Origin of the sequence: Acinetobacter sp. NIPH1876 (assembly GCF_022808535.1) — a bacterium.
In the GTDB taxonomy this organism is placed as follows: domain Bacteria; phylum Pseudomonadota; class Gammaproteobacteria; order Pseudomonadales; family Moraxellaceae; genus Acinetobacter; species Acinetobacter higginsii.
In genome coordinates this window covers 60,841-74,325 of record NZ_JALGBR010000009.1, presented here as the reverse complement: position 1 = coordinate 74,325, position 13,485 = coordinate 60,841, and the positions used below count along the sequence as shown (strand labels likewise).

Below are 13,485 nucleotides of genomic sequence, written 5' to 3'. Positions count from 1 at the left end.
TGTGACTGTGATTTCAGCAGTTAACACATGAAAAAAAAATTAGTAAAAAGTCAAGGATTGATCTACTGCAAAAAATCCCGTATCTTGTGTTGAAAATAAACTTTAACCACTAAGTATTGTGTTTATCCCTCAAACATCGTGGCATACTTTTTGCTCGATTCAAACGGTCCATGAACATAAAAATAGATGATAATGGAGCTATGCTGACATGAGCATCATCACTTCTACTCCTGGCCAACTTCAGGTCATTAAGCGCACCGGTGAGATTGCGACATTTAATGCCGAGAAAATTTCTGTTGCGATTGGGAAAGCATTTTTAGCTGTTGAAGGTCAACAAGGTACTGACTCAAGTCGTATCCATGACCGTATCACTCAACTGACTGAAATGGTAATGAACACATTCAATCGCCGTTTGCCTTCTGGCGGTACGATTCATATCGAAGAAATTCAAGACCAAGTTGAATTGGCATTGATGCGTACAGGCGAGCAAAAAGTTGCACGTGCCTACGTCATTTATCGTGACCAACGCGCAAGTGCTCGTCAGCAAACTGGTGCGAACCATCACCCTACCCTTCAAATTACAGATGCCAATGGTCAGCTCCAACCATTGGATTTGGATGCGCTTACAGCCACCATTGAAACTGCAAGTGAAGGTCTAGAAGGAATTGATGTTCAAGCCATTCTTGATGAAACGGTAAAGAACTTATATAACGGCGTAAAAGAAAGCGATATCGCGACCACCATGATGATGGCAACGCGTACCCGTATCGAACAAGAGCCAAACTATACTTATGTGACTGCGCGTTTACTTAGTAGCGAACTCGTTAGCACAGGTTTAGAGTTCCTCGGTCTACCGACAGACACCTTAGAAGGTGATGCTTTAGAAACCTTCTTGAAGAAAGGTATTGAGCTTGATCTTCTTTCTAAGGACTTGCTTGATTTTGACCTTGCAAAATTGGCTGCTGCGATCAAACCAGAACGCTCAAACCAGTTCACTTATTTAGGTCTACAAACTTTATTTGACCGTTACTTCATCCATTCAAATGGCGTGCGTTTTGAATTACCACAATTATTCTTTATGCGTGTATCAATGGGTCTTTCGCTCAATGAAGAAAATAGAGAAGACCGTGCAATCGAGTTCTATGACTTATTGTCTAGCTTCGACTACATGGCTTCTACACCGACGCTCTTTAACTCAGGTACATTGCGTCCGCAATTATCTAGCTGTTACTTAACCACGATTGGTGATGACCTGTATGACATTTATGGTGCAATGCGTGACAACGCGATGCTATCAAAATGGGCGGGTGGTTTAGGTAATGACTGGACACCTGTACGTGCATTGAACTCTTATATCAAAGGCACCAACGGTAAATCTCAAGGTGTGGTTCCATTCCTTAAAGTTGCCAACGATACAGCCGTTGCGGTAAACCAAGGTGGTAAGCGTAAAGGTGCAGTTTGTGCATACCTTGAAACTTGGCACTTGGATGTTGAAGAATTCCTAGAGCTACGTAAAAACACAGGTGATGACCGTCGTCGTACCCACGACATGAACACAGCGAACTGGGTGCCTGACTTGTTCATGCAACGTGTGTTTGAAGATGCTGAATGGACCTTGTTCACACCGTCTGAAACACCAGACCTGCATGATTTAACTGGCGCAGAATTCGCTGAGCGTTATGCACACTACGAAGCTGTAGCAAAAGAACAAAACATGCTACACAAGAAAGTACGTGCTAAAGATTTATGGCGCAAAATGCTTTCGATGTTGTTCGAAACAGGTCACCCATGGATCACATTCAAAGACGTATGTAACTTACGTTCACCACAACAACACGTGGGCGTGGTTCACTCTTCGAACTTGTGTACAGAAATCACTTTAAACACAAACCAAGATGAAATCGCGGTGTGTAACTTAGGTTCGATCAACCTTGTACAACACGTTCAAGGTGGCGTATTAGATCGTGAAAAGCTTGCGCGTACAGTGAAAACTGCGGTGCGTATGCTCGATAACGTCATCGACATTAACTACTATGCTGTACCACAAGCGAAAACATCGAACTTGAAACACCGCCCTGTGGGTATGGGTATCATGGGCTTCCAAGATGCATTGTATGAAATGAATCTTGCTTATGGTTCAGATGCAGCCGTTGATTTCGCTGATGAATCGATGGAAGTGATCAGCTACTACGCAATTGAAACATCAAGCAACCTTGCGCTTGAACGTGGTGCTTACTCAACATTCAAAGGTTCATTGTGGGATCAAGGTATCTTGCCAATCGACTCTTTAGAAATCGTTGCGAAATCGCGTCCAGAGCGTATGTTCGAAGTGGATCGCACTCAACGTTTAGACTGGGACACTTTACGTGCCAAAGTTCAAAAAGACGGTATGCGTAACTCAAATGTGATGGCGATTGCACCGACTGCAACCATCTCTAACATTTGTGGCGTGTCTCAATCAATTGAGCCAACTTTCCAGAACTTGTATGTGAAATCTAACCTTTCTGGTGAGTTCACCGTGATCAACCCTTACCTTGTTCGTGCATTAAAAGAACGTGGTCTTTGGGATACCGTAATGGTGAATGATCTGAAACACTTCGAAGGTTCAGTTCAAAAGATTGCGCGTATTCCTGAAGAATTAAAAGCAATCTTCGCGACTGCATTTGAAGTGGATACTCGCTGGATCGTAGATGCTGCGTCACGTCGTCAAAAATGGATCGACCAAGCACAGTCATTGAACCTTTACATCGCTGGCGCGAATGGTAAGAAACTTGACATCACGTATAAGATGGCATGGTTACGTGGTCTTAAAACTACATATTACCTCCGAGCTTTAGGTGCGACTTCTGCAGAGAAATCAACCATTAATACTGGGGCACTGAATGCAGTTAAACCAGCATCGGTTGAAGCGCCTGTGGTTGCGGCAGCAGCGGTTGTAGCAGAAAAAGCTGAAGTTCAAACTGAAGATGATGGTTTCTCAACAGCAGCGCCAGTGCCATTGGCCTGTTCAATTGACAATCCAGACTGCGAAGCTTGTCAGTAATTTCACACCTCTCTGCATAAACTCCCTCTCCTTTGGAGGGAGTTCGAGAAAGGTTTCTATTGAGGCATAGATCATGTTCCATCTCAGTCATAATTATCAATTTGGTGTGATAGTCCTGATCTGTGCCTTTCTAGTGTTTTATATTCCAATGGTTTACGCATTTTTTAAAATACGTAAACAACAGCGTAAGCAAAATAAGTTTTAGGGATTATCGGTGTCCATTGGTCACTTTTTAAAATTTCAGTCAATAAAACTTAATTTTGCTTACACAAATTGAGCGTATAGTAGGACATCTCCTTGCTTGAGATGTCTAAATAAAAGATATAAAGCAACGAAGAGAGAATGAATATGTCTATCCTTAGTTGGGACGATTTTGAAGATGATTCGCAAAAACCGACTACACCTGAACACAAGTCTGCGCCCATCGACACGCAAAAAACGGTTAATACGCAAGTGGTATCTGATTCAGAGCAATCATCGCCGCGCGTGGCTGCTGCACAACCCGCTGGAACCAGTACCGTGCGATCAACAAATCCAACCGATTCGTTGGCACGAGCATCTGCTGCCTTAGAACACTTAGATGCTGCACCTGGCTTGGAAGAGCTTGAGATGGGTGCACAGCGTGTTCAGGTTGATGATAAAGCAATGATCAACTGTCGCGCTGACTTAAACCAGCTTGTTCCGTTTAAATACGAGTGGGCTTGGCAGAAGTATCTTGACGGGTGTGCAAACCACTGGATGCCGCAAGAAGTGAACATGAACCATGATATCGCGCTTTGGAAGTCTGAAAATGGCTTAACTGAAGATGAGCGTACCATCATCATGCGTTCTTTGGGTTTCTTCTCGACTGCGGACTCATTGGTTGCAAACAACTTGGTATTGGCGATCTACCGTCACATTACCAACCCTGAATGCCGTCAGTACATCTTGCGTCAAGCATTTGAAGAAGCGATTCACACGCATGCTTATCAATACTGTATCGAATCTTTGGGTATGGACGAAGGCGAAGTCTTCAACATGTATCGCGAGATTCCATCTGTTGCACGTAAAGCATCGTGGGGCTTGAAGTACACTCAATCTTTAAGTGATCCAACTTTCAACACTGGTACACCTGAAAACGACCAACGTTTATTGCGTAACTTGATTGCGTTCTACTGCGTTCTTGAAGGGATCTTCTTCTACTGTGGCTTTACTCAAATCTTGAGTATGGGTCGTCGTAACAAGATGAACGGTGTTGCTGAGCAGTTCCAGTACATCTTGCGTGATGAGTCTATGCACTTGAACTTCGGTATCGACATGATCAACCAAATCAAGATCGAGAACCCACATTTGTGGACGGCTGACTTCCAAGAAGAAGTGATTCAAATGATTCTTGAAGGCACGATGCTTGAGATCGAATATGCGCGTGACACGATGCCACGTGGTGTATTGGGTATGAATGCAAGCATGATGGAAGAATACTTGAAGTTCATCTGTAACCGTCGTTTAGCGCAACTTGGTTTACCTGAGCAATTTGCTGGTGTAACCAACCCGTTTGGCTGGATGTCTGAGATGATGGACTTGCGTAAAGAGAAGAACTTCTTTGAAACGCGTGTAACGGATTACCAAACTGGTGGTGCGTTAAGCTGGTAAGTTGAACGTCACGCGTCACGCGACACATGAGTTGTCATTCAAATAAAAAAAGAACCGTTCTAATGAATGGTTCTTTTTTTTATTCTTTAAAAGTTATGCTTATTACTATTTCATTAAATGAGCTGTATTAGCTTACCCACTTATCATCATTCATCGCTAAAGTTTTAACCAGCTCGAAGACTGTTGAAACCTTTTCTTTAAATTGAATCTCGTCATAACTTATTGGTAAGTCTTTATCTAAGACCTTCTCAATTTCATCTTTTACTACGGCTTGAGTTTGAACATCCTTCCACCAATCTTGAACTAAAATTTTCGGAGTCGTATTCAAAAGAGCCGTAATTAAGTCTTTTGCTGCTAACTTCACTTGTTGCTGCTCACTTTTGGTTAACCTATCCTTTAAGAGAAGGTCATAGATTTCCAACTCATCTTCTGTCAGTCCTTCTTTGATATGGCGTTGATCTTCATCTTTCAAGCCTTTTGTAAACTTCTGAAGTTCGTCAAATAATTGCTCTGTCGCTGTTGCACCTGAATTATAACGATCTATCATCTGCTGATAACGTTCGGCAAAGTTAATACGACCGCCATTTTGCTTCAACATTTGAATGATCTTTTTCTCAAGAAAAGCTCGCATATCTGCAATGGCAATATTCTTGTGCTTAGTTTCTTTGAACTGTTCTTTCAGCTTGTCAAAATCAACTGTACTTAAATCCCATTTTTGACCATGAATTAAACTATAATTTTCTTTAAAGTCTTTAACTGTCTTCGCAGTATCTTCATTAACAACTACACTTCTATCCAATAAATCTGATACTGAGGTACCTGATTTTTCTAAATCTTGAGGCTCAATCATTGCTTCAATGAAGCCATGTAAAAATTGGATAACCGAAACAATTGGTCGAGGTTGCACCAAAATATTTGGTTTACATGCTTCATATAAAGCCGCAACTGTATTGAAATGAACATTAAAAGTCTTACGATATTCGTCTTTTTCTAATAATTGATCAGCATATTGTTCAAACAAAGCATTTTCTTTAAACGTGCCGCCACTCTCATGACGAGTTTCCAATATTTGATTCAAATCAATATTCTTAGATTCACAATATTCTAGCGTCTTTATAATTGCTTCATCTAGCATTTGAAAAAGTACAGTTTTATCTTGTACGGGAGCATCTGTTTCCCCATCTTCACCAGTACCTTGACCGTAATCTTTTAAAGCCGTTTTTAGATTTCTAAATACATTATAGTAATCAATAACTTCGCCATTTCTTTTTTCTACCAGCTCACCCTCTGTATTCTGAATACGATATGAAGTCACACGGTTTGCACGAGCAATCGTTTGCATCAACGTATGACCTTTCATAGGCTTATCTAGATAAAGCGTTGAAACAGTGGGTGCATCAAAGCCTGTGAGCCACATTGCACACACAAAGACAAGTTGTAATGGATGTTCAGGGTCTTTAAAGTTGTCCTCAATATCAGCACCATTTGCATCAAGTTTATTTAAACGATCAATATGTGGCTGGATATCCAGATCTTGTTTATCAAAGCGCTCTTTTTCTGAACTTGGATCACTGATAACTACCGCCATTTGTACAGCACTCATATACTTTTGACGCTGTTTTAAACGATGTTTTTCAATATCATTTTTAGAATTATGAATACGAGTTTGTAAATTCTTTTGTTCTTCTTTCCAAAGTTTTGAAACCTTGTCGTACATTCGTACTGCTGTGAATTGATCCACAGCAACCATCATTCCTTTACCTAAATATCCACGACGTGGGAAATGGTACACAATATCTTCAGCAATACGATCTAGACGATCATCTCGTTTGATAACTTCCAATTCAGTTGAAAACTTACGCTCAAGTTTTTCTTTCTGAGCATCATTGAGCTCTTCATCTTCTAAAATTTCAGCGAGTTCCTCATTGAGATCATCATTTTGTAATAATACCTCTGGCACTCGCTTTTCATAGAAAAGTGGCAATGTTGCTTTATCTTCTATTGCTTGCTGAAATGTATATTCAGAAACATATTCTCCAAACCACTGTTTTGTTTTTTTCTGCTTAAGAATAGGTGTTCCTGTAAACGCAAGAAAATGTGCACCATCTAAGCCTTTTCGCATATTCTCAGCAAGTGATTCATATTGAGTACGGTGTGCCTCATCAACTATCACGGTGACTTCACGCTTAGTAGGATCAAACAACTGAGGATATTCTTGGCCTTTGTGGTATCTAAACTTTTGAATCAAGGTAAAGACTATCTTAGTATTTTGGCTTAATAATGTACGAAGATGGGTACTATTTTTAGGCTTTGCCGCTTCTGCTTCAGAGACGGCTTGTGTATGGATAAAGTTCTTATAAATCTGATCATCTAAGTCTTCACGATCAGTAATCACCACAAAACTAAAATTACCTGTGACTTTACGATAAATCTTCCTGACATAGAAAATCATAGAGAAGCTTTTACCAGAACCTTGTGTGTGCCAAAACACACCTAGGCGACCTTTCAATTCATCACGCTTTAAGAAGTTTTGGAAAGCATGATTTACCCCTAGAAACTGATGGTTTTGAGCGATAATTTTATATTTTTCCTTTTGGAATAAGATAAAGTTTTCGACATAGTCTAAAAGACGTTCTGGACGGCATAAACCACGTAGTAAATATTCGATACTTGTACCTTGCTCTTCAATTTCTTCTTTATTTACTTTTTCTTTTTCTTGTTCCACACGTAACCAGTTAAAGAAATGCTCCCATTCAGCAGTAAAACTCCCTAGTTTTGTATCTGTCGCATTTGAAAGCACACAAAAAGCATTGGTTAAGAAAAGCTGAGGAATATCATTTTTATAGTTTTTTAAATTATCGTCAAAAGCATTCTTAAGCTTTACATTAGAGTTTTTCAGTTCAATAAATACCAATGGCAAACCATTTACATAGAGAATGAGATCAGGACGGCGATAAGCGCAATATGGCGTACGTCCTGTCGATTGAATCCATAACTGAGAAACCACCAAAAACTCATTATTTTCAGGGTTTTCAAAATCAATCAGTTTTAAAGACTCATTTTCATGCTTCTCACCGTTTTTATCTTCATAGGTGATAGAAGCACCATCCCGAATAGCAGTATAGAGTTCCATATTAGCTTTAATAGCAGACATAGAACCACGACGATCCATCAGTTTAGATACAGCAGTTTCTATCACTTCTAGAGGGACTTGGGGATTGAATTGCACACATTTGGCAATGATACGATCTTTGAAGATAACATCTTTTTTGTCAGTACGACCCGAACGATCATTTAAGTCACTTGAATCTGTGGTATAGCAGTTTAAGTGCTGATAACCAAACTCGGTATTCAAAAGTGCTATCGTTGCTTGTTCAATATCATCTTCACTTATAAAATTACGTGTTACTTTTGCCACAAATTACCCCCTCTATCCCTCTAAATAACTCTATTTTTTAATAACTTACGATTCTTGCATTGATGGTGGAAACTGAATATCCAAGTTTTCTACCGATAGTTTTCCTGAAATTAAGCGAGGCAATAACTGATCTCTGTTATTAACCAATAAGCTATTTTTAGTTTTTAATATCTCAATCAGTTTCATCTTATCTATAATTAAATTTGTATACTTCTCTTGAAGAGTTAAAGGAGCAACTAAAACCTTCTTATTGGTCAGCTCGCCCCAATGTCTTTTATATTCTGTAGTTTCTACTTGATCTTTAATTAAAGAAAATAAATATAATAATAAAATATTATGCTTACTTTTGAATGGGATAACATTTTCTGCCAAAGAAAAATTCTTAAACATGATCTGCATCTTGCATGAATGATCCCCAAAAATAATCATAGGACTTTCAAAAGATGCTATATGTTCTGCTTCTCCTTCATGAAAACCTAGCATAGTTTTTTGAGACTGATCAATAACAGGAATGTCTGCCTCTAAACATAATTCATATTCTTTGTAAACACGACCAAATTTCTTTCTATCAACCAAATTCGAAATTTTTTCAATTTTCCAATCTTTAGGAATGCCTTTTTCAAACTCTGTATTTTCCCAATTAGGAAAACGAAACCGTACAAACCATTCTTTATATAGCTCTTCCGCCATATTTTCTAAAATTTGGATACGTTTTTTATTGTTTTCGATGAGGTCATCGTAAGCTGAAAGAATAGCAACAATTTGTCTTTGTACTGAAATCGAAGGACATGGGAATAAAATTCGACGAACAATATCTTGATTTAGTGAAGCCATTGTTGCACCAAAGGCACACAAAGCATGCATCCAATCTTGGTGAGGTTGTGTCTTAAAATAGTACGATAAAAATCTAGAATCTACATTTTCAGTATTTAAACGAAGTCTCAAACAATCAGACCCTTGAACCCAACCAACTTGCTCGTCTTGGATATATGAATGTCTCTCTACTGCCCCTTTTCTTCCAAAAACAATATCATCTTTACATAGAATATGATTTTTCAGTTGCTCAGCTTTAAAGTCCGTTATAAATTCTAAATTGTCAGCTCTAATGTCACCAAATCCAATATTTCTAACATTGATTACTGGGGTTCCAGATTCTACATACTCACTAGCTTTTAGTTGAGTACCAAAAGGACCAGTTTGTAATGATGCTTCTTTAGAATCAATTAAGCTTCCAATTGATATAAAATTGAAATTCATATCAATCTCCTAAAAGCATCGTTAGGTTATTACTAATTAAATGACTCAATTTGATGGATTCATTTGTTAATCTAGTTAATTCTAATTTTAAATCGAGTATAGCTTCGGCAACTTCAGCACGAGTGAGTTTGACTAAGTCGTTATGCGCTTTTTCTTTTTCACGAATGGCTTTGTCTAAAACTTTTGCTTCATCCACAATCGCTTTAAAGAATGGTGTAAAGCTTGCTCTTAACTTCTTTTGCTTCCCATTCAAATCAGCAACTAAATCTTTAGTTACTGCCTGAGGGAAAGCTGTTATATAAGCATCAAAGCTCTCTTTTAAAGGTTTTAAGGCATGCCAATGTTCATTAAGTTCATCAACACTTTGAACAATCACTGCATCATCTTTTAACGCATTTTTGAGTTTTTTAAAGCTTGGCTCTACATGAGGAACTGTGGCTTCAAGTTTAGCCATCCCTTGTCTAGGCAATACATCTTTAAAATCATCTTGGCCTTGATGATCTTCAATTTCCTGCATCGCTTCTTTAATTTTTTTTGCTAAGTTCTCGCTATCAGGAAGTTCAAGCAAATAGTTATAACGAGCATTATCAGGTAAGTAAAAACCACAATGTTTAATGGCAATTTCAGCAATCGACTTTTCACGACGAGAGCCTCTAAGTTCATTAAATTCTTTTAGAATTGCATCTTCAGCAGCAGCGTATTTATTGTCAGCAAACTTTAAGAAGATCAAACCCAATACTGGAGTTGAATATTCGTTAGGCTTTAAGTCAGTGTTTGCACGTAAGCTATCTGCTGCTGACCAAAGCTGATCTTCTAACTGTTTTAACTCAATAAGGTTCATATCACTTCCAACAACATTTTTTTAATTAAGAATGAGGAGATTCTTGATTCCCCAAACAATTCAATCCCAAAAAAACTCTTTACCATTTGCTTCATAGATAAAGAAAAATTGCGCTTAGTGCGCTATTCTACAGAACGACTTAGCATCGAAGAAGCTAATAAATTAGTTTTCTTTTCTCAAATATATTTTGAGAAATACAAGAATCCATTTTTATAATCTAAAATACTCTTGGGACTTCTAAACAAGGTAAATATGGCTTAAATTAGCCCATGAAAAATGATCTTGCTGAAAGTTTTATAAGTTTAATTAAACTTTTGAATTAACTCATAACTTTTAGGCTAAAATTAATATTGTAAAAACCAAAAAATGAATAAATAAACGGAGAAATTATGATTAATCGTGGTCCAGAATGGGCTCGATGAGACTTACATGTGCATACCAAAGGCAAAGCTAAGAATGATCAATTTGGAAATATTAGTTTTGACCTACCCAAATAACATGCAAACTCAATCTGAACAAGCCCCCACCAACCATCCTTCCAACAACTTCCCTTTATCCACCTTATTCCCACTCAACAACCGCACCATTGCCCCATCCACCACAAACAAGAACATCTGTGCATCTGCTTTTGCAGCATTCATCTCCATTCTGACCAACAACATATAAATTTCACGAATCAACCAGTTTCGGTATTCCACCACCATCTCATATGCCTTTGGATAACGTGCTTTAATTTCAAAAACTGCCCGAAACAATAAATGGTACATCCCTTCTAAATCGGCATGCAGAAAGAAAATCCGTTTCAGCTTTTCACGCCCCGATAAATTTTTATTGGCATACAGAATTGAACGGACTTCTTTCTTCAGTGCCGTTCTCTGCAAACTCAACGTCATTTCAACCAAATGCTCTTTGGAGTGAAAGTATTTATAAAAGGTGCCTTTGGCAATTTTAGACTCATCAATAATCAGGTCGACCCCAACATGATGAAAGCCATCTTGGTTAAACAGTGTTTGCGAGGTATCCAAGACTTTTAAAGCACGATAAGTCAAAGCAAAAGGTGGCATATCATTTCCATGATTGAATAATTTTTGTTGTTGCTCAACCCGATCAAGCGGCCATTTATGCTGCAATAAGCAAAAAAAGGCATGCAAAGACCCGATAAGACGGCCTGAGCGTATCTCAAGTTTTATTGTTGATATGATTTTTTAGTCGTGACAAAGCACTGTCTGAATTACGAAGCGCATTCAAACCCTGTCAAAGACTAATGAAGAAGAATAAAAATACAGTGCATGGCCAACTCCTAAATCCTTCGGAATTCTGCCAAGACATAAAGATTATGGTGGCAGGGTGAAAGAGGGTTAGCAGACTGAACCTAAGAATCAGCACGCCCGAAGGCGTCCCCCTTTCGCCCTACCGCTACAAAAGGGGGACGAACGAGTCTACATCAAAAAAACAAGGTTTTTCAATGCACTTAGGAAACGGTCTGCTAAAACCGGCTGGCGATGTAGGCCAGCGCTTAAAGAATAATCGGTGAGTTTAAGGGTGTCAATCTTACACTTTGGGCCAAAGCAATTTTATTATTATTTTTCAATAAATTATATTGTTTATTATTTTTAAATTATGATGTAAATGTATTTTAATAATGAGCCAATCGGCTTAAAGCATCCTACTTTAAGCGACTTCAGTTTGCCCCACTTGGTGATAAGCACGATTAAAATAAACCAAGCTTTGATCATGTCCACTTTGTTGAACCGCCACAATACGACAAATAAAAATCGTATGCGTTCCCACTTCCTGAATTTGATCAATCTCGCAATCAAAATTCACCAAGGCATCATCCAAAACAGGCGCACCTGTTTCCAGTTCTGACCAAGCACCGTGTTTAAAACGTTCTTCGGGACTCAATTTAGACGAAAAGGCTTTAGAAATATGTTGATGATCTGCACTTAACACATTCACGCTTAAGATTTTATTGTCGACGAAATGTACATGTGAACTCGATGCCCGATTCATACACACCAATAAAGTCGGAGGCGTATCAGTGACGCTACATACAGCAGATGCAGTAAAGCCATAACGACCAGACATGCCAGTGGTGGTAATCACACTAACTGCACTGGTGAGTAAAGACATTGCATCTCTAAAATCTGTTGCTTCAACCATCACTTTATACCTCAATTAAACCCGATCTATTTTAAATGTGCTCAGGGCTACAATGTGCAGCCCTTAAGCCATCTAGGGGTCGTTAAATTAAGCGAGTTCTTTACGAACAATTTCTGCACCTGCACTTAATGCATTCAGCTTGCCACGTGCAACATCACGTGCCAAAGGTGCCATACCACAGTTAGTTGATGGATACAGCTTATCGGCATCGACAAACTGAAGTGCTTTACGTAAGGTATCGGCAACTTCTTCTGGCGTTTCAACCGTGTTGCTCGCCACGTCAATCGCACCAACCATCACTTTTTTACCGCGAATCAATTCAATCAGATCCATCGGCACACGCGAGTTATGACATTCGAGCGAGATGATATCAAGTTTTGATTGTTGTAGCTTTGGAAAAGCCTCTTCATATTGGCGCCATTCAGAACCAAGGGTCTTTTTCCAGTCCGTATTGGCTTTAATGCCGTAACCATAGCAAATGTGCACCGCAGTTTCACACTTCAAACCTTCAAGCGCACGCTCTAAAGTCGCCACACCCCAGTCATTTACTTCATCAAAGAACACATTAAAAGCAGGTTCATCAAACTGGATAATATCCACGCCCGCCGCTTCTAACTCTTTGGCTTCTTCATTCAGGATTTTGGCAAATTCCCATGCCAATTTTTCACGGCTTTTATAATGCGCATCATACAACGTATCAATCATGGTCATTGGCCCTGGCAACGCCCATTTGATTGGTTGATTGGTTTGCTGACGTAAGAACTTGGCATCTTCAACAAAAACAGGCTTTTGACGCGATACAGCACCGACCACAGTTGGTACACTGGCATCATAACGATTACGGATGCGCACCGTCTCACGTTTCTCAAAATCAACACCGGTAAGATGCTCAATAAATGTCGTCACAAAGTGCTGACGGGTTTGCTCGCCATCACTGACAATATCAATGCCTGCTACTTGCTGCTCATGCAAAGACAAACGTAAAGCATCCTGTTTACCTTCAATCAGACCCTGCTCTTGCAATTTCCATGGTGACCAAAGCTTTTCAGGCTCTGCCAACCAAGACGGTTTCGGTAAGCTACCCGCAGTCGACGTAGGTAATAATCTTTTCATCATCAATAACCTTATATT

Annotated in this window: 9 protein-coding genes; 3 read left to right on the top strand and 6 right to left on the bottom strand. The window is 39.2% G+C overall.

What is annotated here, in order from left to right; translation table 11 throughout:
* The first annotated feature begins 208 nt into the window (after positions 1-208).
* From MN869_RS11055 to MN869_RS11045, 3 genes are all read left to right on the top strand, one after another.
* Entirely contained in the window at positions 209-3,043 is a 2,835-nt protein-coding gene (locus MN869_RS11055; protein WP_005205652.1) for a ribonucleoside-diphosphate reductase subunit alpha, read from the top strand.
* A gap of 73 nt (positions 3,044-3,116) precedes the next feature.
* Positions 3,117-3,248 carry a hypothetical protein gene (locus tag MN869_RS11050; RefSeq protein WP_004804753.1) on the top strand — a complete coding sequence of 44 codons (132 nt, stop codon included), beginning with the start codon at positions 3,117-3,119 and terminating at the stop codon, positions 3,246-3,248.
* 143 nt (positions 3,249-3,391) lie between these two features.
* Positions 3,392-4,675 (top strand): ribonucleotide-diphosphate reductase subunit beta, encoded by a 1,284-nt coding sequence (locus MN869_RS11045; RefSeq protein ID WP_033133489.1) that lies wholly within the window; start codon positions 3,392-3,394, stop codon positions 4,673-4,675.
* 127 nt (positions 4,676-4,802) lie between these two features.
* On the opposite strand, the gene MN869_RS20480 is transcribed toward MN869_RS11045, so the two are convergent.
* From MN869_RS20480 to MN869_RS11015, 6 genes are all read right to left on the bottom strand, one after another.
* Positions 4,803-8,093 (bottom strand): type I restriction endonuclease subunit R, encoded by a 3,291-nt coding sequence (locus MN869_RS20480; protein WP_033133488.1) that lies wholly within the window; start codon positions 8,091-8,093, stop codon positions 4,803-4,805.
* A 45-nt stretch (positions 8,094-8,138) separates the two neighbouring features.
* Positions 8,139-9,350 carry a restriction endonuclease subunit S gene (locus MN869_RS11035; RefSeq protein WP_033133487.1) on the bottom strand — a complete coding sequence of 404 codons (1,212 nt, stop codon included), beginning with the start codon at positions 9,348-9,350 and terminating at the stop codon, positions 8,139-8,141.
* A gap of 1 nt (position 9,351) precedes the next feature.
* The gene (locus tag MN869_RS11030; protein WP_243307504.1) at positions 9,352-10,191 is read right to left on the bottom strand and encodes a type I restriction-modification system subunit M N-terminal domain-containing protein; all 840 of its coding nucleotides are present in this window, start codon (positions 10,189-10,191) and stop codon (positions 9,352-9,354) included.
* A gap of 506 nt (positions 10,192-10,697) precedes the next feature.
* Positions 10,698-11,255, bottom strand: a complete 558-nt coding sequence (locus MN869_RS11025) for a TetR/AcrR family transcriptional regulator (RefSeq protein WP_033133507.1) — start codon at positions 11,253-11,255, stop codon at positions 10,698-10,700.
* Positions 11,256-11,862: 607 nt separating this feature from the next.
* Positions 11,863-12,354, bottom strand: a complete 492-nt coding sequence (locus tag MN869_RS11020) for a flavin reductase (protein ID WP_005205662.1) — start codon at positions 12,352-12,354, stop codon at positions 11,863-11,865.
* Between the two features lie 87 nt (positions 12,355-12,441).
* Positions 12,442-13,467, bottom strand: a complete 1,026-nt coding sequence (locus MN869_RS11015) for a methionine synthase (protein ID WP_032864471.1) — start codon at positions 13,465-13,467, stop codon at positions 12,442-12,444.
* Positions 13,468-13,485: the final 18 nt, after the last annotated feature.